This is a genomic window from Comamonas denitrificans (assembly GCF_042654745.1).
GTDB lineage: Bacteria > Pseudomonadota > Gammaproteobacteria > Burkholderiales > Burkholderiaceae_C > Comamonas > Comamonas denitrificans.
In genome coordinates, this window is sequence record NZ_JBHSEY010000023.1 from 1 (window position 1) to 24,532 (window position 24,532).

At 60.6% G+C, this 24,532-nt stretch carries 23 protein-coding genes; all 23 read right to left on the reverse strand.

The window, feature by feature from the left end; all coding sequences use genetic code 11:
• The coding region (gene pglZ / locus ACFO24_RS05985; RefSeq protein ID WP_377737484.1) for a BREX-1 system phosphatase PglZ type B at window positions 1-1,147 on the reverse strand (1,147 nt) is incomplete at its 3' end.
• A gap of 4 nt (window positions 1,148-1,151) precedes the next feature.
• Complete coding sequence (locus ACFO24_RS05990; protein WP_377737486.1) at window positions 1,152-1,883, reverse strand: HNH endonuclease family protein; 732 nt, start codon at window positions 1,881-1,883, stop codon at window positions 1,152-1,154.
• Complete coding sequence (locus tag ACFO24_RS05995) at window positions 1,880-3,148, reverse strand: AAA family ATPase (RefSeq protein WP_377737489.1); 1,269 nt, start codon at window positions 3,146-3,148, stop codon at window positions 1,880-1,882. The genes ACFO24_RS05990 and ACFO24_RS05995 overlap by 4 nt, the downstream gene beginning before the upstream one ends.
• Window positions 3,145-4,866, reverse strand: a complete 1,722-nt coding sequence (locus ACFO24_RS06000; protein WP_377737490.1) for an AIPR family protein — start codon at window positions 4,864-4,866, stop codon at window positions 3,145-3,147. The genes ACFO24_RS05995 and ACFO24_RS06000 overlap by 4 nt, the downstream gene beginning before the upstream one ends.
• A 1-nt stretch (window position 4,867) precedes the next feature.
• Complete coding sequence (locus ACFO24_RS06005; protein WP_377737494.1) at window positions 4,868-8,365, reverse strand: Eco57I restriction-modification methylase domain-containing protein; 3,498 nt, start codon at window positions 8,363-8,365, stop codon at window positions 4,868-4,870.
• A gap of 25 nt (window positions 8,366-8,390) precedes the next feature.
• Complete coding sequence (locus ACFO24_RS06010; RefSeq protein WP_377737497.1) at window positions 8,391-8,918, reverse strand: hypothetical protein; 528 nt, start codon at window positions 8,916-8,918, stop codon at window positions 8,391-8,393.
• A complete protein-coding gene (locus ACFO24_RS06015) occupies window positions 8,915-9,958 on the reverse strand; it encodes an AAA family ATPase (protein WP_377737498.1) in 1,044 nt (347 codons plus the stop codon). The genes ACFO24_RS06010 and ACFO24_RS06015 overlap by 4 nt, the downstream gene beginning before the upstream one ends.
• A gap of 15 nt (window positions 9,959-9,973) precedes the next feature.
• Window positions 9,974-13,435, reverse strand: a complete 3,462-nt coding sequence (brxC, locus tag ACFO24_RS06020; RefSeq protein ID WP_377737500.1) for a BREX system P-loop protein BrxC — start codon at window positions 13,433-13,435, stop codon at window positions 9,974-9,976.
• A gap of 30 nt (window positions 13,436-13,465) precedes the next feature.
• Window positions 13,466-14,029 carry a DUF1788 domain-containing protein gene (locus tag ACFO24_RS06025; RefSeq protein ID WP_377737502.1) on the reverse strand — a complete coding sequence of 188 codons (564 nt, stop codon included), beginning with the start codon at window positions 14,027-14,029 and terminating at the stop codon, window positions 13,466-13,468.
• The gene (locus ACFO24_RS06030) at window positions 14,019-14,819 is read right to left on the reverse strand and encodes a hypothetical protein (protein ID WP_377737504.1); all 801 of its coding nucleotides are present in this window, start codon (window positions 14,817-14,819) and stop codon (window positions 14,019-14,021) included. Before ACFO24_RS06030 ends, ACFO24_RS06025 begins: the two co-directional genes overlap by 11 nt.
• Window positions 14,812-15,024, reverse strand: a complete 213-nt coding sequence (locus ACFO24_RS06035) for a hypothetical protein (RefSeq protein WP_377737505.1) — start codon at window positions 15,022-15,024, stop codon at window positions 14,812-14,814. The genes ACFO24_RS06030 and ACFO24_RS06035 overlap by 8 nt, the downstream gene beginning before the upstream one ends.
• Window positions 15,025-16,024: 1,000 nt before the next feature.
• A complete protein-coding gene (locus ACFO24_RS06040) occupies window positions 16,025-16,651 on the reverse strand; it encodes a hypothetical protein (protein WP_377737506.1) in 627 nt (208 codons plus the stop codon).
• Between the two features lie 91 nt (window positions 16,652-16,742).
• Window positions 16,743-17,141 carry a single-stranded DNA-binding protein gene (locus ACFO24_RS06045; RefSeq protein WP_377737507.1) on the reverse strand — a complete coding sequence of 133 codons (399 nt, stop codon included), beginning with the start codon at window positions 17,139-17,141 and terminating at the stop codon, window positions 16,743-16,745.
• Between the two features lie 10 nt (window positions 17,142-17,151).
• Window positions 17,152-17,676, reverse strand: coding sequence for a hypothetical protein (locus ACFO24_RS06050; RefSeq protein WP_377737508.1), 525 nt, complete (start codon window positions 17,674-17,676; stop codon window positions 17,152-17,154).
• Between the two features lie 32 nt (window positions 17,677-17,708).
• Window positions 17,709-18,050 carry a hypothetical protein gene (locus tag ACFO24_RS06055; protein WP_377737510.1) on the reverse strand — a complete coding sequence of 114 codons (342 nt, stop codon included), beginning with the start codon at window positions 18,048-18,050 and terminating at the stop codon, window positions 17,709-17,711.
• A 225-nt stretch (window positions 18,051-18,275) separates the two neighbouring features.
• The gene (locus ACFO24_RS06060) at window positions 18,276-20,645 is read right to left on the reverse strand and encodes a toprim domain-containing protein (protein WP_377737511.1); all 2,370 of its coding nucleotides are present in this window, start codon (window positions 20,643-20,645) and stop codon (window positions 18,276-18,278) included.
• Window positions 20,638-21,102, reverse strand: a complete 465-nt coding sequence (locus ACFO24_RS06065; protein ID WP_377737512.1) for a hypothetical protein — start codon at window positions 21,100-21,102, stop codon at window positions 20,638-20,640. Before ACFO24_RS06065 ends, ACFO24_RS06060 begins: the two co-directional genes overlap by 8 nt.
• A gap of 4 nt (window positions 21,103-21,106) precedes the next feature.
• Window positions 21,107-21,361 carry a hypothetical protein gene (locus tag ACFO24_RS06070; protein ID WP_377737513.1) on the reverse strand — a complete coding sequence of 85 codons (255 nt, stop codon included), beginning with the start codon at window positions 21,359-21,361 and terminating at the stop codon, window positions 21,107-21,109.
• Window positions 21,354-21,860, reverse strand: coding sequence for a hypothetical protein (locus tag ACFO24_RS06075; protein ID WP_377737514.1), 507 nt, complete (start codon window positions 21,858-21,860; stop codon window positions 21,354-21,356). The genes ACFO24_RS06070 and ACFO24_RS06075 overlap by 8 nt, the downstream gene beginning before the upstream one ends.
• 85 nt (window positions 21,861-21,945) lie before the next feature.
• Window positions 21,946-22,287: a hypothetical protein gene (locus tag ACFO24_RS06080; RefSeq protein ID WP_377737515.1), complete on the reverse strand. Its 342-nt coding sequence runs from the start codon at window positions 22,285-22,287 to the stop codon at window positions 21,946-21,948.
• Between the two features lie 4 nt (window positions 22,288-22,291).
• Complete coding sequence (locus ACFO24_RS06085; protein WP_377737516.1) at window positions 22,292-22,567, reverse strand: helix-turn-helix transcriptional regulator; 276 nt, start codon at window positions 22,565-22,567, stop codon at window positions 22,292-22,294.
• A 198-nt stretch (window positions 22,568-22,765) separates the two neighbouring features.
• Complete coding sequence (locus tag ACFO24_RS06090) at window positions 22,766-23,452, reverse strand: hypothetical protein (RefSeq protein ID WP_377737517.1); 687 nt, start codon at window positions 23,450-23,452, stop codon at window positions 22,766-22,768.
• 31 nt (window positions 23,453-23,483) lie between these two features.
• Window positions 23,484-24,532, reverse strand: a 1,049-nt coding sequence (locus ACFO24_RS06095) for a tyrosine-type recombinase/integrase (RefSeq protein ID WP_377737518.1), incomplete at its 5' end; no start/stop codon positions are given.

Consider the following 24,532-nt stretch of genomic DNA (forward strand, 5'->3'; position numbering starts at 1 on the left):
TACGAGGCACAGCGCAAAAAAGCCGCGTAAGCCGGGAGCTAAGAACTCCACAAAACAGGGGCAACATCAACAGACTGCTGCGCTCCGCTACCAGGGCCAGATGCCCCAGCGCCTCAGCCAGCGGGGAACGCCCCATACTTGCCCACAACCACGCGCGGCGCAGACCGTGCTCTTTCTCCGCCGCTAACACCGCTGCACAGGCTTGGGGCGCCATCATGCTGGCGCAGGCCGACAAGGCATAGCGCAGAGCGGATTCGCCTTGCTCGTTGGCTTGCGGATACCCCGCCAGCAAGCCTTGGTCCGGGAACAGGCCCATTTGCGGCGGCTGCACCTTGGCCAGCAGCCCGAAGATGTTGGGAAAACTGCTGTAGGAGTCGCGGTACAGCTCGGCCACCGCCGCCCACTTGCCCTCTGCCTTGGCCAGCCGTTCAGCAGCCGCCAGCACGCCATCGGCCACAGGGTCAAAGCCAAAATCCATCTGGCAGCGCTTGGTGAACACGTCCCACAGCACATCACTCCATTGGCTGCGGGCCGCGTCGGGTGCATTCATCCACAACAGCAGGTCACGGGTGGGATTGGGAGCGAGCAGGCCCAACAACCACTCGGCGTTGATGGTGCGGCCCTTGAACTCGTCCACACTGCGGTCCAAAAGAACACCGGCTTGCAGTGCCTGCAACAGCGTTTCCTGGGTGGCTTTGTCCTGCGCCACATCCAAGCCCAGGCCACCGTTCTTGGACGCAAGGAATGCTGAAAGAGTCCAGTCCTTGCCATTGAGCTGGCTCCAAAAAACACCCCGGTACTGCAGCTCCGCCAAGGGCTGCAGGTCACGCGGGCAACTCTCGATAGCGCGCAGTTCTGCGCGGCTGACACCGGGCAGATAGACCACTGGAAGGCCATCCAACTGAACCTCGGGCAGCGAGCCTGCAATGGCGCACTTGAGCCAAATAGCAGGGCCGCTGCGTTTTTCAGGCGCGTACTCGCCCAGAGTACAAAGACCAGGCAACAGCTTGCGCAGGGCAGGCAACGCGGCTTCCCATTGCCTCTCTTTGTCAGGCCAAAGTACCGCAGCAGCTGGCGTTGTCGTGTGCGAGTTGCCTTTGGCTGCCGATTGCAACACCGCTATCAGGGCATCTGCAAGCACTGGCACCTTGTCATTTTTCGGCATCAGCCCCCCCTTTTTTCTTCATCCTGGCAGCTCTTTTCTCTTCGCGCTCGGCATACCGCAACGCGGCCTGGGCAATCGCAATGCAGTAAGCGGGTAAACATTGCTGGGCATCCGGTTGCGAAGCCTGCTGGGCCAAGCGCCGTGCTGCCTGCGCCGACAGCTTTTTGCCCCTGGGCTGTAAAGCGCCCCTGATGACTGCCGCGCGGTCATGCACCAAGGCTTGATGGTTGAGACGCAACACCTCAATGGTGGCACTACCTGCCTCTGTGCAACCCTGGACGCCACCGCGCTCGTCAAACAGGAAATGGTTCTGCGCATTGGGAGACAAGGGCGACACAAAACCACCCGTGCTGGGGTCAAAGTCCGCCTTGGCATGGGCGCCAAATTCGCAGACCACCTTGGACTGGCTGGGTGGGTAGCAGGCCACCATGTTCTGGTAATCCACATCCTCGCCCGGCACCTGGCGGCATTGCGGCAACAGGTGCTCTATGTGGCAAGAACTGCGTGTATCCAGATTTTTTGCCTGGCATTCAGCTGCCGTTAAAAGTCGGCGCATGGTGTATACGCACAGGTGCCACTGCTCTGCCAACAGGCTTTGGCGCACCGCCTCGGCAGGAAAGGCACCGGCCCCATACACCAGGTTTTGCGGTACCGCTGCGTTATCGGCCCGCCAGCGAAGCAGCTCCTGCGGCTGTGCTCCTTTGGTGATGGTTCTCATGCGTCGCCGTCCTCCAGCCATTGCAGGCTGTCGATAGACGCTTGCAGCTCCAGCACCTCAGGAATATCCCCCACTTTTTCGCGCAGCAGGGCCAGCAAACGTTTGGCGCCAGAAATGCCATCCGCGTCCAGCAAGGTATGAATAGCAGCAAGCTCCTGCCCCACAGCCCGATTGCGGGCACTACCCTCCATCAGCTCCTCCAGCACCTCGCCGCTGCTCAAGCCCAAAGAGCGCTCAGCATGCCCCAGAAACTTTCCATCGCGCAGCAGCAGTACGGCTTCAGGTGGTAGCTCGCCCACCACCTGCGGCGAGTGCGTAGTGATGATGAACTGACAGTTCGGAAACGTGCGCTCCAGCGACGCCACCACCGAGCGCTGCCACCTGGGATGCAGGTGCAAGTCAATCTCGTCAACCAACACCACACCCTCGCCGTGCAAGGGGTTGTCTTTGTCCGTATTCAGCAGGCTCAAGCGGCGCGCCAAGTCACCCACCAAGGCCAGCAGGCATTTTTCTCCGTCTGACAGTTGCAGCACATTGAGCTCAGCCGCATTTTTTTTCACTGTCATGCGCAGCGATGGCTTGCGCCGAATTCGCAAATCGGTGAACTGTGTAAAAGCCTCCACAGCCGCCCTCACCGCCTGCAAATCACGGTCCAGATAAGTTGCTTCATCACGAATGCGTTCGTTTTCCGCATCTTCGCGGTCACGAAACCAGGCAAAGAACCCCCGGAAATCGGTACCGCCATGGCCCAAGGCATCGTAGTAAGCCTCGCGTGGCGTGTTCTTGAGCTTTTCTCTCACGCGCAGCGGCACATCCAGCACGGCCCGGTGTACGTCGTAATACACCGCCAGCGGCAAATGGGTGGGCTGGTGATTGGCCTCGGCATAGAGCATCCGGCCATTGAACAGGCGGGTATGCGCGTTCAATTGGTCCAGATCACTGCTGCGCTCTGCAGGATGCTTGCCCGCCTTTCTATTGCGTGCAATGGCCCAAGTGGTGGGTGTATCAATGCCCAGCTCGGCAGTGACTTGAATGCGTGCATAAGCAGCGTCATTTTTGATGTCATCGGGCGAAATATCCCGTGCCCTTGCAGCTTGGCCTGCAATGCGCTCCGTCATATTCGACAACGCAATGGCCAACGCATCCAGCACCGAAGATTTACCCACCCCGTTGACGCCCAAAATGGCCGTGGTTGTGGTGGTGAACGGCAGGGTCATGTCCGCAATGCCGCGAAAGTTCACCAACCGGATTTCTTGCAGCATCATGCCGAAGTCTCCCGCCCCGCCAGCTCTTGCTTTTGCGTCAGTGGCAAGGCCAGCAGCTTCTGAATCAAGTCACCGCGCCGGAATGTTGCAGAAAGCTGCAGCGTGGAGACCTCTTTTTGCCCATACAAATCCTGCAAAGCAGACTCCACGTCTTTGACCGCATCCCTAAAGTAAGCCTCTGCCCTTGCATCCACAAGCTTTTTGGCAGCTTCGAAATTCTGGTGATTCAACGCGCTCAATTCCTTGCCCAGTTCATGCAACAGATGCTGCCCCATACGCATGGCGATAAAGCACGATGCATAGCGCACCAGGGTCGGGTCAGCATCCGTAGGGCGCCTTCTATGGTTTTCAGCAATCCGGTACAGCAGCACAGCCACTACCACCTGTGCGCCGTTCACATCCGGGGGGAAGATGTGCCCATAGAGCTTGCCAAAATGCTCGCGCGTCAAAAATTTTGCTTGGTGGGGCGCATGCCGCCACACGGCCAGCAGCGCCTCAGCCGCAGTGCCAGCGCTGATATCGGTGGTTTTGGGTGAAGCATCCATGCGCTTGCGGCGGTAATGGAAGCCCAGTTCCTGAATGCTTGCCTCAAGCTGCCGCTGAATCTCGTCATTCGAGCGCAGGTCTTTCAAATCCACGGGATTTTGGCTGTTGGTGGCGTGCGTAATTTGCAGCACGATGTCATCGTTGTCTTTGGGCAGTTTGTACAAACGCACCAACACACTGGCATCGGCGGGCAAAGTTTTGCCGCTGGCGGCCATTGCCTCACACGTCTTCAAAATCGTCATGCACGTTTGGCCACCATTGACGATTTGCAAATTCTCCACCCTGACCTGGTAATCGCTGTTTTGCAGGGCGTTGTAAGAAAAGTCGCTGCACACCAGCGTCAAGCCATTGTTGAAAAAATAGAAATTCGAGGGCTGCTGCGACTGCAGCGTGGCACGAATACCCTCATTCACCCGGTTGCCATGCAAGCCCAGATAGCGCCGGATATTGCGTTCCAACAAACGGTCGCCATGGGTGCGCATGAGTGCCGCCACCTCGGTCACCGGCATACGGCCAATGCATACCCGGCTGAAGTTCATGTCCTCAATGTTCGCTTTGCCCACCAGCCGCAAGGTGTCGTCCACTTGCTTGGGTTTTTGCAAGATGCCAATCAACACATCATGGTTGACATACTCCCAAGTCACCTGGTCGCCAAAATGGGCGCGCTCGATGATGGCCTGCGCCTGTGCATTCCATTGGATGCCGTTGTTGCAGGCAATCGCCCGCACGCGCGGGATGAAACCATCGCGCACCATGGCACGGGCCTCTTCCACCTTGACGCGCAGCCGCTCATTGATGGCCCCCAACTGCGCTGTCGGGTCGAAGATGTGACGAATGGCGTTCACCAGCCCATGAATGCCTTCCTCAGGAAAGTTTGAATCTGCATCCAACTTGGCCTTGTACTTGGTTTGGAACAGCGTGACCGCAAACTCGCCATCCACCTCTTCGGTGACCTGCATGGCATCCACGCCAAAATCACCGCCACCGTCGGTAATGCAGTCAAAAGCCTCCTGCGCATCCAAGTCCAACATGGTCTTGACGCACAAATACACGAAAGCCAAGGGCTTGAGTCGGTCGGGGGCAGTGACATTCAACTCGTCTTTTGCCCACTGCTGAATCTCGGTCTGCACACCAGTCAAGCGCTGGTCAATGATGGATGCGTTCAAGTTCATCTCAAGCCTCACTGTGTTTGCGTGCCGCCATTTTCTCCGCCCGGGTCAAATGGTGGTCATTGATACGGTCGCCCCCAAACACGCCAAACCATGGCGCGCTCTCCACATCCTTGCCGCGGTCCTTGTCCCAGGTGATGTTGAGCTTGGGCTTTTTGTTGTGGCGCAGCACCTCCGCCTGCATGAAGGGGCGGATGTTCAGGCGCACGCCGTCGTTCAGGTCGGGGTTCCAGCCGATGGGTTGCTCGGCCAGGCTCTTCCAGCGCACAAAGATGTCGTAGGGCGGTTCGCCTTCCAGAATCAGCTCCAGGCGGCGTTTGAGGTCTTGGGCTGCGGCCAGGCGGGTTTGGGCGCCGTCCACGCCGTCGCGCACGCCTTTTTCTTGCTGGCCAATCCACGCGCCCAGGTAGGTGTGGATGAGGCGCTCCAGGTTTTTGGCGTCCAGCCGGTGGTAGTTGACCAGCGCGGCAAAGCCGTCTTTGAGGCCGTCCCACACATGCCAGACGAAGGGGCGGTGGTGGAAGCGCTTGGCGTGCTGTTCAAAGAATTTTTCGCGCAGCCATACGTCCAGGCCCTTGCCGGCGCAGTCGGCCTGGGCCAGCAGTTGGTCGAGGATGGCGGGGCGCCAGCTGCCGGGCTCCACGGTTTCCCACGACGCAATCAGCAGCTGCAACAGGCGTTCGTGCGCCGGGGCTTCGCCGCGCACCGAGGGCAGGCAGCAGATGCCGTCGTCGTCGGTGTGCGCGTCCAGCGCGGCGCAGCGCGCTATCCAGGCGTGCGCCGCTTCCGACAGTTCCATGGGCGCACGCCGGGGGGCAGCGGCGGCGGTTTCAATACTCTCGTTTTGATAGCTGCTTGCGCTTGCTGCATAAGCGCTAGAGGCCGATTTTGCTTGAATTTCTGCCGCTCCGGCTGCTGCGGCCGCCTCTTGCTCTGCCGGCCAGCGGTAGCCCACCAGGCGTGCCACTGCCACTTGCAGCGGGTCGGTGGCGGGCTGGGGATGGCCGTGGAACAGCCATTGCGTGGGGTCGTCGGAGTAGGGCTTGGGCAGACCGTGGGGGTAGCGCTCGGCAGCGACTTGTTGCCAGTGGGCGAGGTCGAAGGGGACTTTGACCAATGTTTTGTTGGTCACGGCAACCTTTTGGTCGATAGCGCGCACAGCTTCGCGATATTCCTCACTCGTACAAAAGGCCCATACAGCGGGTAAGAGGTCTTTGTCCGCAAAAGAAACAGTTGCGGCGTTCTTTTCGAACAGCCCGCCGTAGTAAAGGGAAGCGCCGAGGCTGCGAACCTGGGAAATCAGAACACCTGGTTTTCCATGGGCCATTGCACCAGCAAGGATGGCCCCGCCGACTTTTGCACGACTATGCAATTCACCCGCCCCCTGTTGCCACCAAACCATGCCCTCCATCCCGCTCCATACATCGCCTGTTTGCGTTGCTGATTGCATTAGTTCCCACTCAGTGCCGATTACGCCTCGCTCCCAGAAGTTACGGATAAACATTAAAGAGTCTTTTGTCCCAAGACCGTGAACGCCATCAGCGATTGCTTCAAGAAGAGCGTGCTCACTGGATGAACCCAACATCACCCGCGCATCCGGGTTCCCCAACTGCCCTTTCTGGCTCACCGCCACCACCGCGCCCTCGCGCAGCAACAGCGCTTTTTCTGGCGCCGACTTGGGCGCGCTGGCGTCCACGCCGTGCAGCGCGAAGCCTTCCGGTGCCGGGGCGCGGGTCTGGGTCAGCAGCACGGCTTGCACCACTTCGCCGCTGATGGTCTCGAAAGCGCCGGGGCCCAAGCGGGCCAGCAGGTTCCACTGCACGCGCTGCAACAGCGATGCGCGCTGCTTTTTGTAGCTGGTCAAAAACAGCCAGTTCTGCGGCATGACGATTTGCACCACGCCCGTGCCCTGCCCGGCCTGCGGGGGGTGCGCCAGCTCCAGGCAGCGTTCCAGAAACACGTTGGCCAAGTCGTTTTTGGCGTCGGGGTAATGCTGTGCGCAATAGGCTTTCAGCGTGTCGTTTTGTTTGCCACGCGCCAGGTAGGGCACGTTGGTGATGACCAGGTGGTAGCGCCCTTGCAGCAGCCGGGCGGCGTCGAGCAGGCCCCGCGCGCTCAGGGCCAGTTCCAGCAGTTCGCCGTGGGGCGCATCGGCAGCGCTGCTTTCCTGGGCCAGCGCCTGGGTCAGCAGCTCGCGCAGCGCCTGCACGTTGGAGGTGGCCAGGTCGTCCTTCAGGCTGCGCGCGGGGTCGAGCAAACTGCCCAGCAGTGGGGCTTGGGCAAAATCGGCCTGTAGCGCGCGCAGGTCTTGCGCAACCAGCTCTTTATTTGATAGCGTTTCAGGCACCAGCGCGCTCCAGTCGGCGGCGCTGGCGTTCAGCTTCAAGCCGCAGCAGGCAATTTGCGGCGCGGGCATATCGGCGCGCACGCCCAAGGGGTGGCCGTCTTCGTCGGGGTAGCGCCAGGCAGCCAAGGCCAGGGCAAACACGGCAATTTCCACGCAGCGGGGGTCCAGCTCCAGGCCGTGCAGGTTGTCGGCCAGCACGGCATCTACGGCGTCCAGCGCGGTCAAGCCCTCGGCGGCCATGCGCATGGGCACCAGCAGCAAGAAGGCGGCCACCAAGAAATGGCCCGAGCCGCAGCAGGGGTCGAGCAGGGTGAAGTCGCGCAGGCTATCGGGCCAGCCCTCGAATTTGCCGGCGGCGGGGGTGCCGTCTTCCAGGGTACGCAGGTAGGTCAAGGGCACGGGGCACGGCTTGCCGGGGTGGCGCGTGGCCCACCAGGCGCCCAGGCTGTTGTGCAGCAAAAAATCCACCATGTAGGGCTCGGTAAAGAGCTGGGTGACGGCGGGCAGCTCGTCGGCACCAATCTTCACTTCCGAGGCATTGACCTCGTCTTTGCGCTTGGCCTGCCAGAACTGGTACACCCAGCCCAGGCTGTCGCTGGCCTGGAACACATCAGTCGGCAGTGCGGCCAACAGGCGCTCCAGCTCGCGTTGGTGCTCGGGGGCGAAGGCCAGCTCAAACACCGGGCTGTGCGGCTTGAACACCTGCGGCAGCATGCGCGCGGCCAGCTTGCCGGCCAGCTCCCACTTCGTCTTGGCGCCCAGGTTCATGGCGGGGTCGGTTTCTTGCACCAGGGCTTCGCAGTCGTCCAGCGACACGGCAGCGCCGGGCTCCCACAGCAGCAGGCCGTTTTCGGCCAAAAAGCGGGCAAACAGCATGCGGTGCCAGTGCTGGTAGGCCACTTCCCACACCAGTTGCTGCACGGCTTGGGTGTCGTCGGGGGCTTTGGCATCGCCCAGCGCCCTGCCATGGGCACGCAGGCGGCGGCGCAGGGCTTTATGTTCGTCGCTCAGGTAGTCGGGTGCCCTGCCCTCGGCCACAGCCAGCTGGGCCAGTGCGGCGCGGGCGCCTTTCTCGGCCACCTCGCGGGCGGCTTTGACGGTGGCTTCGAGCTGGGTACGTTGGGGTTTGGGCAGGGGGGCGTTGTATGTTGTCATGCGCGCGATAAGGTCAGCTGCGTGTTTAATAGCGGGTCAATGGCCAGGCAGGAAAGGCGCTGTTCCAGCGTTGGGGGTTGAGCACGACACAGGCTTGTGCAAGTTCTCGCTGCCAACGCGGTCCAGCGCGCCCATTGGGTAAGACCTGGTTCATCTCTTTGTTCACCACACCCAGCAAACCGTTGTCCAGGGTCAAAACGCACAAATAACGCACGGGCTTGTCAGGTGCGCCAGCTGCGCGTTCTGACCAGCGGTAGAGCCAGGTGTCGCGAAACTTGTGAACCAACACGTCGCGCAGGTGGTTTAGGCTTTGGCGGCGCTCGGTACGCTGGTCATCGGTGACCGCTGCCTTGAAGTTGTAATCGTCGGGTGCGTGAAAGTCCTTCACCTCGATAAATAACGTGTCGTTGGGCAGCTCCACCACCAGGTCCACGGCCTTCATGGCATGGGAAAGGCCGTGGTAGCGAGCGGCGGCTTTGTCCTTCTCATCGAAAACATAAGCTTCCAGCGCTTCTGGGAATTCAAACTCAAAACCATCGGCTTTGACTTTCATTGGCCCAGCTCCCCCATCTGTTGGCGAATTTCGCGGTCCGCCAGCATGGCCAAGGTGTCGTCAATGGCATTGGGCTGCAGAGCGTCATAGTGAGCGAACGACGCTGCCTGGACGTTGCGGTCAGCATCCCGGAACAGGCTATGGAACAACACCCGGTCTTGCGGCTGCAGCTGTAGGTCAAACTCCTTGAGCAGGTTGTAGTTGTGCGTGGTAACAAACACCTGTACACCCAAACGCTGCAGTTCGATGAGGATTTGCACAACGGTGCGCATCAGTTTGGGATTGAGGTTGGCCTCGGGCTCATCCCAAAGCAGAACGCTCCCATCGAGCAGGGTACCGTTTTGAATAAGCACCCACAGCAATCCCAGCTTCCGGATGCCTTCGGCCAAGAGCGTGAACTCCAGCTCGCCCTGCGGACTCTTGAGGAAAAACTCCTCATTGCGGGAGATAACCTTCCCTTCCATCGATTGCTGCAGGATGTCCAGTAAGCGCTTGCGGTCCTTGTCGGTCGGACCCTTCAGGGCTCCGAGGAAGGCTCGGTCAATGATGTCTGCGTAGACCTCTTCGAAATGGATGTTGCGAAGGCTGTACAGAGAACGAAAGCCTGGGGCGTTCGCCATCATGTCCTTCACAGGGATGTAGACCGAAGTGAGCTTGTGCTCCTGCCACTGTTTGTGGGCACCAGACACGGTTGCCTTGGCTGGGGCCTTGGTGTGGTTGGTCAGGGACAAGCGCAGGGTCAGTGACTTGTCTTGCCCATCCGCCTGAACAGTTCGAGTCACATCGACGCTGCCTGTGCTGCTGGTGCTGCGCCGCTTAACGAGTCGGCCGATTTGTTCACCCGACGGCAGAAAAACGCGATTGATTTTCTCTGCAAAAGTCTTCTGGCTGGTACTGACATCGCACGCGGCATACACCAGCTTGAGTAGATGCGTCTTTCCACAACCGTTTTCACCGATGAAGACATTCAGCCCCGGTGAAAACTTGAGACTGAGTTGCTCAAAGGCTGTGAATCGTTCCAGCTTGATGTGGTCCAGCATGGTTCGTCCTTTCAGTTATAGGGCCACCGGGCCTTGCTGCAGCTTGGCTTGCAGCAGCGCCTGCACCTCGGCCAGCCAGGCTTGCAGCTCAGCTTCGTCATTCAGCGTGCGCTTGGGCAGCGCCACATGCACCACGTTGGGTTTGAGCAGCTGCACGGCAGCGTGGCGGGCGGCCTCAAAACGGCTGGGCAGGGCCTGGGCCTTGGACACCCAGTGGTCTAGGTCGCAACTGTCCAGGGCATCCTGCAATTGCTCGGGGGTGCCCAGCTGCAGTGCCACAGGTGCGCTCAGGTTGTGCTTTGTCGTCAAGTCGGCGCGCTGTGCGTCCGTCAGCTTGTTCCAGTCGGCGTCCTGCTGCAGTTGCGCTTGCTGCTGCTGGAAGGTCTGCTCAAAGGCTTGCAGTTTGACATTGAGCGCCTGGCGCAACAGGTCGACGGCCTTGTCGAGCAACGGGCGCACGGGGTCAGGCTCGGCCAGCAGGCTGCGCTGCGCTGCGATGGCATCCACCTCAGCCTTCAGCGCTGTGTAGGGGCCCAGGGCCTTTGCATGGCGCAGCAGTTCGTTCAACTGATGCCAGACTGGCAGGCGCTTGGCGATGTCATCCGCCGTTTTGGACCAGGCTTTGGACAGGCCCACGAGTTCGTCGTAACGGGTGAACAGCTCCAGCAGTTGGGCGTTGCCGGTCTGGGCCTCAATGGCTTCGATGGACGTCAGCTTGGGGGCTTCGGGTGCGGGGGCCTGCCCGCCTGCCTTGGATGCTTGTTCGCGCAGCTTGGCCAGGAGGGCTGGCACTTTGGTCAGCTCTTCCTTGGGCTGGCAAGGTACGCCTACTGCACTGAACAGCGAGCGAATCTTGATGAGCTGCGGCGGCGTGATATTGATGCTCTCGCGCTGGAAGTGCGTCTGGGTGAGCTTGGCGCGGTCCAGGCTTTTGGCATCCACGGGCTTTAAGGCCGCATCGCTGGCTTTGAGGTGGCCCGCTGCCAGCAGCGCGTACAGGGCACCGTCAATGGCATCGCGCGGCCAGCCAAAGGGTGGCGCATCGAACTGGTCGCGAATTTCAGCGCCTTTTTTGCCGGGGCCAATGTAGGCCAGCAGCTTTTGGCAGACCGGGTGTTTGTCGGCCTCTTGGGTGTGGCCCACCGCCTTGAGCGCTTCCAGGTTGCCTTTGCGCGCTTCGTCCAGCACTTTGCTCCACAGATCGTGGTCGGCGGCGTCAAACTGGCTATACAGACGAATGGCGGAAGACTTGGCGGCGCGGTGGATACGGTCGGCCAGGTCGTTGCCATCGGCTGCTTCTTGGCCACCAGCCTGGAACACGCGCACGCCAGCCATCAACTGGTCGAGCAGGTCGGCCAAGTCCTTCTCGGCGGTGCGCTGGCGGCTTTCCATGGAGCGCTGGGCGTCGCGGCCTTCTTCGGTGGCCGGGTGGCCCTTTTTTTGCAAGGTGGTGCGTGCCGCTTCCAGCGCGATGATGGCGTTGGTGAGTTCGGTTTTGTGCTGCGCGGGCAGAAAGGCAAACAGCGTGGGATTGTCGGCACCCTTGGCCCGGGCTTCGGCGATGACCGATTTTTCTTCGGTTTGCCAACCATCCTGAATCCACAGGTAGAGGTTGGTGCTGTGGTCTTTGGGCAGGCTGTCGTCGTAGGTGGGGGTGAGTGTGCGCGGCTCATTGGCTTTGCCTTGCACCACGCGGACTTTTTTCAGCACATCGCCACAGCGGGCTTTGAGCAGGTCGGCGCGTTTTTGCTCCACCCGCTGGGGGGCGGCCTTGAGCTCGGCCTCTTGGGCGCGGAACTCGTCGTACCAGGCGCTGGATTCACGGGTTTGCAGGCGGTATTCGGTGCCACTGCCCCCCGCCAGGGCCATGATGAGGCGGTCTTTGTTTTGCAGCTCATCGAGCAGGGCGGGCAGTTGCTTGCGCAGCTGCGATGAACCGGCGGCCAGGTCGGTCACCAACAGGTCGGCCAGCGCGTCTTCGGTGGCTTTGAGGCCAATGTCCAGCGCGGCCTCGGCGGGCAGCTTGTTGATAAGGTAGATCAGCTTGAGCAGTTTGGCTTTGAGCTGGGCGTTGCCATCACCGGCGGCAAAACGCTGCACGTTCTCATAAACCTCTTTGGGCATTTGTGCCGTGGCAACCAGATTGACTGCAATCTGGTCGTAGAGAAAGTCGCCCGAGACCACATGGCCCAGCGGCGCATCAGCGCTGGCCAGCACGGCCTCATGCACCACACGCAGTTGGCTGCGCAGCTGGGACACGGTGCCGGTGGTGTCGATGGTGCGCAGCACCCGTTCCCAAAAGCGCCGACGCACAGGCAGCAGCGGGTAGTCGGAGGTCATCACGGCTTCGTCTTCGGTGACGTGTTCCAGCTTGGTGCCGCGCAGGTGGCGGGAGATTTCGCCCAGATTGGAGCGCCAAACCTGTTCCACCTCTGGCTGGGCCGAGGGTTTTTTGGCAAGAATGATTTGACGGGTGACGTTCTCAACGTCCCAGTCCCCCAGCATGACCTGCACGGGAAAGCGGCCCATCAGGCGCTGCAGGTTGGGCATGCCGGACAAGGCGGACTGGCCGGTGCCCACAAACAACAGCTTGCCGTTGAAGTGCTTGCTAAGGGTTTCGGTGACTTCCTGCACCTGGAAGGCTTTTTCGGCATCGGTGCCGATGTACTGCTGCACTTCGTCCAGCACCACCAGCGTCAGGGGAAACTTGCCGTCCACGGCCAGCGCGGCTTCGATGGCCGTGGTCATTTGTTCGCTGGTGACGTCGGTGACCTGGGGGAATTGTGCCTCTAGTCGGGAATAGAGGTCAGCCACAGAGGACGCTAAAGTGGGCTTAACTTGCAGTAATGCATTTGCCAGGTTATCCGACACGTACATATGCGGCAGTTCCCTAGCGAGAGTGCGCCCAACCTTACAGAGTTCGGCTTCTACCTTATCAAGAATGCCTTCTTGCTTCATCCAAAGAATGAACTGCGCCTGGTTGTACTGCTCGGGCAAGCCCTTGGACTTGAACACGATACCCAGCAGCGCCAGTCGCACTTTGTCGCCCGCACCAGCGCCCAGCTTGCCTGCGGCGGCATGCAAAGCACCGTGGCGCCTGCCTTGCGTGCTGAGCTCTTTGAGGTGCTCGAACACGCCGGTGGGCAGCTTGGCCAGACTGCGTGCGGTGGCGCCGTCGGCAAACTGGTAATCGGTCCACAGCGTGCGCAGCATCTTGGCCAGGTGCGATTTACCACTACCGTAAAAGCCGGAAATCCACACGCCCGGTTGCTCGGTGCCTGCATCCAAATTGACCAGGAACTTGTCGAGGATGGTCTCCAACCCTTTTTCGTACTGGCCATCGCAGACAAAGGTCTCCAGCTCGTAGCGCAGGATGGCCTGAGCGGCTTCGGAATGGTCTTCCGACACTTCCGCCACGCCGTTGTTGACGAGGCGGTTCTCTTGTGGCGCTTTGTTGTAGATGTCGCGGTTCAGCATGGCGGTCCCTCTCAGTGATTTCTAAGTTATTTAGTCTGTGGCCAGCAACGGAACCGCCAGATAGTTCCAGCCGTCGCGCGCGTCCAGCAGGCGATAGGTATGGTTTTCTGGATGGTGTTCGCCCGGAAAGAAAACCAGCAGGCGGCCTTCCACAGCTTCTTTGACGCCCTCAACGACCGATGAGACACGCGCCACACCGAACAGCGTGCCGACCCCCATCAGCGCGACCACGGTGTCGGGGCCAGCTTCTGTGACGATGCGCGCTTTCAGCTGGGTGGTCAGGTCGGCAACAAACTCGCTTAGCTCGCTTGTTTGATACCCTGCTAAACGACTGGGGCGGCGAAAATAAGCATCGCGGTATTCCTGCGCAGCCATCCATTCGGGGAAGGCGTTGGTCAGATCCAGCAGCAGCCATTGCTTGCCCGCTTGCTGCGTGGCCAGTGCGAATTCTTCGACGTTGGCACGCAGGCGCAGCTCGTCGGCCTTGTCGTACACCGCGAAGATGACGCGCTGGATGGCCGCGAGCCCAGCCTGCCAGGGCACCGTGAGATGCTGGCGGTAAGCGGATACCAGTTTGGCGACCTTAGATGACATGGGAGACCTCCAGGCGAATGTGTTCTTCTTCAGGTGTGAGGTAGCCGGGGAAGCGCACTTCTTTGACTCCGCCAGCGTTCATAAACACCATGAGACTTCGATGTGACGCTGAACTTGCGAGCGCCTCCAGTTCATCGGGTAAGCCACCCACAAGACTTATCCAGTCTGATGAGAACAGACGCTGGCCGGTGCGGCCTTCCAGATAGCTCAGGAACAGCAGCAGCGTGACGGATTCGGCCTGCGGCTGCACCAGCGCACGGGTTTTTCTTACCCGTCCATGAAGGAATCCCGCCGCCGTCCAAGTGCCCGCGACGTTTTGCGCGAACGACTTCAGCGAGGCTGGGCTGAAGCGATCGGCATGAGAGCTGTTGAGAAAGCCCTCCATGGCTTCGCGTGGGACTACTGCGCCGGCGGCTTGCCCGAGGATGAAGGCTTGGGTGCCGCGCAAGAGCGGGTCACGCGCCAAAGCAACAGCCAGGGCGAGCAACGGCTGGGCGGCTTCATTGAGCGGCCATAGGCGACGAAGGGCGCGAAAAATGGGGTTGCCAAGGTCCAGGGCATACAGCGTTGCCATGTGCCGCAGGGCCAACTCGCGGGCCTTGCGGGTAGGCTTGGCCAGCACATTGCCATCAACCACGGCCGAGACGTAGTCGGCGCGGGAGGCTTGCGCGGGTGTGTGGGTCAGCAGCAGGCGCAGGTCATCAAGCATCATGGTCCGCGCCGCGTGCGGGCCGTTGATGCCAAACCGAAAACCCAATTGACTGAGCAGCAGCTCTGTTTGCTCAGTCAACTTGGGAGCCTCTGACCAACGCGACGGGCAGCGCGTCGCTGGGCACCCCAGTCAATAGGTAGCCCTGGGAGCGGCAATAGGCGACAACCATGACCATGACCTTGTTGGCGATGCTGCGCATCTCTCGCGCGGCTGCAAGCTGCAGAGCTGCCTTAATGGGCGGCTCCACGCGGACACTGACAACCTGGGATTTGACAACGGCCATTGCAAGATTCCTGTGAGTAAAACGCTAGCAACCTGCTAGCTTAACGTACATGACACCTCAGAGACCGAAGTAATGCACGAGAAGTAGGCAGAGCAGCCCTAGTGCCCCCAGGCAACAAAACGTGCGGCAGTTGCCTGTCTTGATCTTGAACGGTCATCATGAAGTCGGGTTTGGACTTGCATGAATAACTGGGAAAGTTTTACGTGCGCAAAACGCTTACCAATCAAAGTTGGCTTACTTTGACGGTGGACAGTGATGTTGCCTATGCAAATCAATGCGTAGTTTTGGGACAAGAATGTGAGCAATTTATGTTCAATCGGCATAAATGACGATTCAATGCAAAAGCTCAAGCATTTGATTCACAAGATTTTTTTTGCAAAATCTTGGTCGGGGTGAGAGGATTCAAACTCTCCTATGAAAGCAAGGTTAAAACCTCGTTTTGTTCCCCCTATTTGTTCCCCCACCCCCACTTGTTCCCCCTGTTTGGATTCCAACTTAACGGGGTTTTGTGGGGCTGGGTTTGGCCTGAGTGCTTGCAACTTGGAATTTCACCAGTATAGGCGCGTGGCGCTGGGCAGCTCTACAAAACTTTTGTAGTTCCGCCACCAGCGCTGCGTAAAAGTTTTACGCACCCTCTGCGCTAATCGGCTGGTTTTCTGGCCTAGTGCCCACGGGCTTGATTTAACCCACTCACCTGATTTTTCAGGCGATTACACGCGCGCGCGTATTGCTCAAGTTAATACCGCTGGGGCGCGATAGCGCAGGGTGTTATGCATTGTTATGGTTCACCACCTGCACCTGCACCTGCATGGCCTGCGCCATCGCTTTCTGTGCGTACCAGCTTGCGTACCGGCTCATGCGTACCAGCGCCACGCCAGTCGGTTTGCTGGAAACCACTGGAAACCGCTGTGGAAACCCCAGCCCTGTAAACCTGCCATTTGCTGTTACAGCGGCTGTTACAGCACCGAGAAAATGCGGTGTTTCGTGTTTACCGCGCTGTTTACCCGGGGACGTGAAGGCGCGATTTTGCTGCCAGTTGCTGGCGCAGTTGTGCGCACTGTTCTTCGGTTTCGCGCAGGCGCTGGCTCAGTTCCCGCTTGGTAGCTATCAGCTCCAGCATCAGGTCTTGCGCCGCCATCCCGAACTGGTGCTTGTGCTCCAACATCAGCATCTGGGCATAACTGCCGCTCAAGCGCTCGGCAATCTTGCGGGTGACCCGGTGGTCATCTAGCACCAGCTTGCCGCAACCCTCCACCTCGATGATGGTGGCCCCCTCGTCTGTCTCGGTGAAGTAGATGGCGGGCATGTTACCCACCCCCATGACCAGTTCGTACACACCAGGGCGCACGCGGCGCAATGTGCCATCCTCGTCAATCATGCGTGACACATGGTCGTCAATGATATGCATCGTCAGTCCTGTGGCTTCTTGCAGGCTTTGGCGTGTGATGAGATGGCCAAGGCCCGTCAGCTCTCGGATGGAATCAACAATGATTTGTCGGCTGTGGCTCAGTTTCTTGGTCTGCTCAGTGGTCATGTTGTGGCGCTGGGTTTTCATGGATACCGGCTGGATACTGCCCTTGGATACCAATGCATGCACGTCCTGGGCGGGGGCAGGCAAACGGTGCAACGGGCACGGCCAGAAACAGAAAACCCGGCGCGGGGCCGGGTGTGGTGGGTTAGGTGGTGCTGGTTGCCTGCGCCACTATGGCAAGCGCTGCCTACAAATCAAACGGCGCATCAGGCGGTGGCCAGTGCTCTGGCGGTGGTGGTGCGCTGTCCTGCGGCTGCCCCTGGGGCTGCACAGCGCGGCGCTTTCGGCTGACGTGGTAGGCCGTCAGCACGGCATGGGCAGTCAGGTCTAGGCTGATGCGCGGCGCTCCATCCTTGCCCATGTAGATACCGCTGGCCAGCTCTCCAGCCAGCGCCACAGCATCCCCGGGCCCCAGCGCCAGCAGTGCGTTGCAGGCATCAGGCGCGAAGGCAATCACGTTCACAAACTGCGCGTTGCCATCCTTGGCCATGGTGGTGACCTTGGCCGTCACAAACGGGCGGCCAGCCTTGCCGGTGCGCTGCTGGGCCTTGGCGTGCAGCTTGCCTTGAATCAATCCGTCAATCATGGCGTTCCTTTCATTGCAGCGGGAACACGGGGCCGGTGTGCAGGCTGCTTGCATCCATGTGGCCGTCGTCAATCAGGCGCTGCACGTCGTTCTGCACCTGCTCCACGGTCTTGCCAAAGTGCTGGGCGATTTGCTCCACGCTATACATGGGCTGGCCCTGCTCATTCACGTGCGTGGCCTGGGGTAAGAACTCTTCTGTGGCCTGCATGGCGGCATCCATGTATTGCTTTGGAGCGCAGCGCATGGCCTGCATGAATAGCTCGGTGTGCTCGGGCGTGTCTGCATCCATGCTGTTGAGTTGTTTCAGCAGCTCAAAGAACTGCGCGTGCTGGCGGCGCTCGGTGTGGTTCTGGGCCCATTGCATCCATTCGTCCATGCCGGGGTGCTGGCGGTAGCTTTCAGGCGCGGCCTGCAGGGAATCGGCCAGCTCGTTCAGCACCTCGGGCGGGTGCTGGCCTTCGGGGTATGCCTGGGCGGCTTCTAGTGCGGCCTGCACGCGGTCCAAGGCTTGGAGTGGGGTTGTTGCTTTGGTCATGGTGGTGGTTTCCTGTGTTGGGTGTTTGGTCATCAGCGGCTGTAGCCCGGCCAGGGGGTGGCGCTGTAGGTGGCCCAAAGGCTGGCCCCAGCGCCACAGCGCAGGCCGTAGCCCTTACCGGCGGCAATGCACACGGGGCATGTGTGGTGGTGGCTGTAGTACGCATCGCGCACGGCTCGCCAGTCGGTGGCGTTGGGGGTTTGCACTGGCACGGGGTTGGCCAGCAGGTGCAGCAGCGCGGCCTTGTGGGGGCGCAGGCGCTCGGCCCACGCGCCAATCACTGCTTCATCTCCACGCACGCGCAGGTGCTCGCCATCGGCTTCAAAGTGCAGTCCGGCTTGCAAGGCTTGTTGCAGTAGGTCGTTGGCGGTCATGGTGTGCCTTTCCTGCTTTTGGTTATGTGTCTTGGGTTCTTCATGGTGTTTTGTGTGGTTTGGCCATGACTTCATGACTTGCATGACTTCATTTCGGCTTTGAAACACCTATGGCCTAAAAACATGAATTTGCGTTTTGCCGGGTTCATAGATGTTTGGAGCTAAAACCAAGTCATGAAGTCATGAAGTCATAAAGTCATGCAGTCATGCGCTGCCTAAAGCTGCCTAAAGCGTGACCTCTGCGGTGGCGCTGGCTGTGTGGCGCAGGGCCCAATGCACCTTGCCGCCAATGTTGCCCAGGCTCTTGCACTCGATGCCCAGTTGGCGCAGGGCTGGGGCTGCTCGGCGCAGGGCATCGCCCAATCCCTTGGGGCTGCGTGGCCAGGCATCGGCCCCCATGGGTTTGAAGTCCTCTAGGCGGCGCAGAATGTCTTTTGCAGGTGCCTCGATGCCCAGCGGGTTGCTCTCCAAAAACTCTGTCACAGCGCTGGCCACGGGGCTGGCATCCAGGGTGCGGGCCACGGCTTCGATGCGGGTCTTTTTGAACTGCGCCAGGAACTGGGTCGGGTCGTGCCCACTGGCTTGGTGCATGGCCATGCCTAGGGTCACAAACTCCACCAGGCGCGGGCGGTCGGCTTTGGCCAGGTGGATGCTGCCCAGCTCGCGCAGCGCCCCAACAAACAAGCCATACAGCGCCCCCAGCAGGCCGGGCAATGCCTGCTCAAACGCTTGCCATTGCTGGCTGCTGGACTGGCGCACCTCGATAACTGGGCATTCCACCGACACCACGCGGTCCACCAGGTCTTGCTGGGTCACGCACACCGAGATGCCATTGACCAGCCAGGGGCGGCGCACGTTGATAACGTGCTCGTCCGCGTCGGTGAACAGTTGGCGTTTGGCAAAGCCGCCACCCGTGGACAAGATGGCCAGCGCATCTTGCATGGGTGCGCTCAGGTGCGAGATGTTTTCATAGGCGACAACGTGGTTTTGCCCGGCGGCCACAAACACATCTTCGATGCTCTTGGGGGCGCTGCGCAGGTTGCAGCCGTTGGGGTCAATCAGGCGGCGCAGGGCTTCAGCCGTGGTGCTCTTGCCGCAGCCTTGCTCGCCCACCAGCTCCAGGCCCGGAAACGGTGTATCGGGGCGCAGGCACTCCAGCAGCCAAGCCAGCACCAGGGGGCGCATGGGCTGGGGCACGTTGGCAATGCTCCACAGCGCGTCGATGCTGCTGCCATGCACGGGGTCAGGCATGGGCTGCATGGATTCGCTGCGCACAAACACCACGGGCGCATGCTGCACGATGCGCCAGCCTTGGGAGTCGATTTGCACGGCGCGGCTGTTGCCCGGCTGGCACAAGTCCACCCAGTAGCAGCCATCGCCACCGGCTACGCGGATATGCACAGCGGCCAACGCCCCCTCGTAGCGGGCCAGCGCCTGCACGGTGGTCAGCGATTCACGCCAAGCCTGTTCCCGTACCGCCAGGCCATGCTGCTGGAAGAACGCAGCGGTCACGCGGTCTTTGAATTGGCGGCCATTGGTGCGGGCCACCTCCCCGGTGCTGTTGTCCTGGGCGTAGGTGTCGCCGTTCTTGTCGTGCAGCAGGGCAAAGCGCTCGCGCACAAAGGCCACCAGCAAATCAGTCTGGCCACGCTTGCGCCCGCTGGCTTCGTCCTCGGCCTGCTGCATGGCGCTGGTGGCCACATCGGTGCTGGCCAGCGCCACCAGTTCTTCCACCGTGCCACCAGCGTCCAGCCAGTCCGATACATCGCCTTTGTCTGGCAGGTTGGGCAGCACCAGGGTTTGCACTTCGGCGGCAATGCCGCGCAGGCTGCGCTCTACTTGCTGGGCGTGCTTTTCCCCGGCGCTGTCGTTGTCTGGCAGCACCACCACGCGGCGGGAGCGCAAAAACTCGCTGTGCTCCTTCTTCCACTTGCCAGCGCCACCAGCATTGCAAGTGGCCACCATGCCCAGGGATGCCAAGCGGTCAGCATCCTTCTCACCTTCCACCAGGAATACCGTGGCCGCAGGGTCGGCCAGCAGCTCAGGCAGGCGATACGGCAGCACGCGCACCCCTTTGACGCTCCAGCTCCAGCCGCTGCCCTCGGGGCGGCGCTGGCGGAATGTCTTGGGCTCGTAGCGCAGCACCTGAAACACCAGCGCCCCGGCTTCGTCGCAGTAGTCGTAGGTGGCCGCCACGGTCTGCATGGGCTGCTGCTCGCTGGGCCATGACTTCATGACTTCATGACTTGGTGTCGGCTCCAAACATGGATGGGGTGTTTTTTGCTGATTTGTGTTTTTTAAATTTTGGTCGTGACCATTGGATTTTTTGCCCCCCTGCACAAAGCCTGCATGTTCTAACCACTTTGCCGCATCAGCACGGGTTTTAGCGCTATCGCTTTTGATTCGCACCAAGTCCAACACGCCCCCGCCCTCGTTGCTCTCGTGGTCGTAGAACGTGCCCTTGGCCAAGTCCACCGCCACGCTGCCATGCGTGCCAAAGCGCAGTTCATTGGGTTTGGACAGGCGCTCATTGGGTTCGCCCAGCAGGGCGCGGGCCACGGGTTCTATCAGCTCTTGGTATGACAGGTCAGGCATGATGAGCCACCTCCTTTTGCGCAGCATTGGTAGCGCGGTCGTTAGCGTGTTCCAGGTCGTCCATCGCATCGCTGGCCAGAAAGCGAATTGCATCTACCAAACCGTGTTGCAGGTACGGGCCAAGCTCAACTTCCGGGCCGCTCGTCGTCAGCAACACGGCAGACAAAGCACTGATTGCGCGAAGTCGCCCGGCAAGCCCTTCCGCTTCATGGTGGCGCAGCTCAGTAGCAACATCGAATCCACAGGCGCGGTTCTGGCGGTAAATCGCATGCAGGTTTAGCGGTGTAGCTTGGGCATCGTTGTCTGATTTGATAGCGGCTTGCGCTTGTTGCTCGGTGTTTTGCATGTCGTTCTCCTTCGTTTCTGTTGCTGTGCGTGCGGTACGTGCTTCGGTTTTTGTTGCGCTGGGCAAGGCAGCGGCTGCGCCCATGGCCTGGGCGTTGTTTGCTTTGCTCATGGGCTTACCCCTGTGGTGTGTTGGTTTCGGCCTGCTGCGCCACGTCGGCGGCGTGCAGTAGTTCATGGGCCAGGGCGCGGGCCGTGGCTGAATCCAGGTCAAGCGCCATCGTCATGCTGTAGTTGTCAGCGTGGCGGTAAAAGGCAATGGGCTGTTTGCGCTTGTCGCGCCAGACTTCAATGGCCCAGCCTGGTGCCTGGGCCCGGCTCAGGTGGGTGGCTTGATAGTCGTTGTTGCGGGTGAAGGTGACTTCAGGCATGTTGCACCCCCTCCAAAACAGCCAGCGCGGCCAGCAGTTGAACGGCTTTGCGGCGTGCGGCTTTGACGTTGCCGCGTGCGCTGTACCAGCGGGCCAGGGCGGCGCAGTTGGCAGCTTCCAGCGCGGCCAAGGCGCGGCGTTCTTCGGTGGTGTGGTGGGGGGTGGGCTTGGTGCCCTGGGTGACGTGGGTCATGGTCTGGATTCCTTCGAGAGAATCAAGGAAACCCACCGTTTGCGTTTGAACGCGCAGCAGGTGGACGGGATGTTTCAAACACGCTCGAAGTCGTGCGGCCATCCTTACGGGCAGGCCCATCCCGCCCGAAACCATGAAGGGATTGCGCAAGCGCACCAGTCCCCAGAATTTGGACGTGACAAAACCCCGCTTAAAGGTGGGGGCCGCAACCTCTTCGAGTTCGGTGTTTGAATGCACCATGCTTTTCAGCACGGCCGCAGTGTAAACCAAGGTGCAGGCGCTTGGAAGTATTGCGGTCCAGGTCATGGCAGCACCTCCAGCACGGCAAACAAAACGCCCCCGATTGCAGCGCCGGTTAGGACGGGCAGAACATAGCTCTCGAAAAAGTGCCTCATGGCCGTGCCCCCAAAATAGCAGCGGCCTGGGCTCGGTGCGTGTCGCTCAAGCGATAACGGCCGGCCTGGGCGGGCTTGCCGTCGGCATCTATGACGGGCTGGCGCTGCATTTCGATTGCGTCAGGGCTGCCCAGCTTGTGGCGAAGTGCCTGAACGATGGCGGGGCCATTGCTGGCGCAGGCGATGCGGTCGATAGCTTCGCGGGCAATCCAGTCCTGGGCATGCGCCAGCGCAGTCAGGGCGCGGGCTTCACGCGGGCTTAGGCGGCGGGTAGAATTGGCGCTGTTGTTGGTGGCGCTCAGTTCTGCATTGCGGGGCTGGGCGTTTTTCTTTTCCATGGCCTTAACCCCCCACTTGGCCCACGCCTTGGGCCAGCATCTTGAAACGCTCGGCGCGTTGGGCATGCAGGCTTTTCACCAGGCCGCGAATCTGCTCAGGTGTCTGGCCTGCCACCTGTGCGGCCACGATGGTTTTGACCTCGTGCTCAGGCCAGCCAGTGATTCGCTGCCCAATGGGCACGGATTTTGTGAAAACGCCCTCCTTGACCCTGTTATAGATGCTTGTTTTGGAGCGTTCGCCGGTCTCTTGCAACACAGCGTCGATTCGCAGAATAGCCACTTGGCCCCCTTTGTCAGTGGTTGAACAATGAGCGAAGTTTTCCGCTTGGGCTACGTGCTGAACAGGTGGGGCGGTTCAAAAAACCTACCCCCCTCAAACGCGCCAGGGGTGGGGTGGTTACCTGTGGTGCCAGTGCCAGCGCGGCCATGAAAAAACCCGCAAAGCCAGTAGCCACGCGGGTTTTGAGGGGGGGAGGGGTTATGCCTCTGGGGGGGGTGGGTTCTGTGCTGCTGGGGTTTCGGGCGGGCCGCCGTCCGGGTTCCAGTTTGCAATCATTGCCACCTGTGTGATGGCCCCGCCGTTGCGGTCGCCTTTTTCGTACCCAGATTTCCTGTTGCTCTGGCGATGCACCAGGCCAAGCTCTTTGTATCGGCTGCCTAGCCAGTCTTCCATTGCAGGAATTGGCCCCTTGCCGCGTCGCAAGTTTTCATCTTCCATGGCCTGCCATACCCGCACAGCGGCGGCCAGCTTGAACGAGTAGCGCGGATGCTTGGGGTTGAGATAGTCGGGTTCTCCGCTGGTGCTGTCCTCTTGCGGGAAAAAGAACCCGGTATTCATTCCACGACTTCGCAGCCAGCGCACCAGCGATACAACCTCAACCGTTGAAGCATAAACGTCGGTTGTGCCGTCGATGTCGCGTAAAGGGTTGCCGTTGATGTCGCATTCATATATCGGGATATTCTTGCCAGTGACCTCCTCCTTTCTTAGAGCGGCGCATAGCGCTTGCTTCACCGGGTCATAGCCGCGCGGGCGCTCTTGTGGTTTCCAGTGTTCGCACTCGGCAGCCTCGGATGCTGGGTCTATGCCAACTATCAGCAGCACGGCTTGCTGAACGGTCAGTTCATCGCACAGCCGCCAGTATTCAGAAATAGCCGGTTCACTCACATTGCTCTCCTTGTGTTGTTGGTGGTGTGATTCATGCGCTCTTGCGGTGCAGCGGAATCACCTCGGCACCATCGCGCAGCTTGTCCAGGTAATCGGCCCATGTCTGCATCATGGTGCGGCGCTGTTCCACGTAGCTGGTGCGGTTGTAGGCGCGTCCGTTGGCATCGCGCACGGCGTGGGCCAGTTGGGCCTCAATCAGCAGCGGGTCAAACTCCAGGCGCTCGGCCAAGATGGTGCGGGCAGTGGCACGGAACCCGTGGATGGTCTGCACCTCGCTGGAATAGCCCAGCGTTTGCAGCGCGGCGCGTAGGGTGTTGTCGCTGATAGCGCGTGTGTTGGAGCGCTCGCCGGGGAACACCAACGGCGTGTGACCGGTCAGCGGATGCATGTCGCGCAGCAGCTCCACGGCCTGCCTGGGCAGTGGCACCAAGTGCGGCGCACCATTGGCCTTGCCTGCTACGGTGCGCTTCATGCGGGCCGGGGCAATGCTCCATAGCGCGGCATCTAAATCCAGCTCGGCCCATGCCATGCCGCGCAGCTCATTGGGGCGCTGGAAAAGCATGGGGGCCAGTGCCAAGGCTGCACGCACCACGGGGCCACCTTGATAACGCTGTACGGTGCGCAGCAGCTCCCCCAGCTTGTCGGGGTCGGTGATGGCAGCAAAGTGCTTGCGCTGGTGCGGGGTCAGTGCGCCTTGCAAATCCAGCGCCACATTGCGCCCAGCCACACCAGTGGCCACGGCATAGGCCAGCACGCCACGGGCAGTAGATAGAACGCGGTGGGCTACATCCAAAGAACCACGGGCTTCCACGCGGCGCACGGTGGCCAGCAGCTCTACGGCTTCAATTTCGCCAGCATTGCGCGTGCCCAGCCACGGCAGCAAGTCTTTCTCCAGGTTGCGCAGCTCGCGTATTTGGTGGTGGCTGCTCCAGCCTGGGGAACGCTTGGCGTACCAATCACGGGCCACGACCTCAAAGGTCTGGCCAGCACTGGCAGCGGCTTTCAGTTGGTCTAGCCCGGATATTTCACCGTAGTAGAGCCACAAACGAGTACGGCATTGCCCTTGTGTGCCCGAAAATC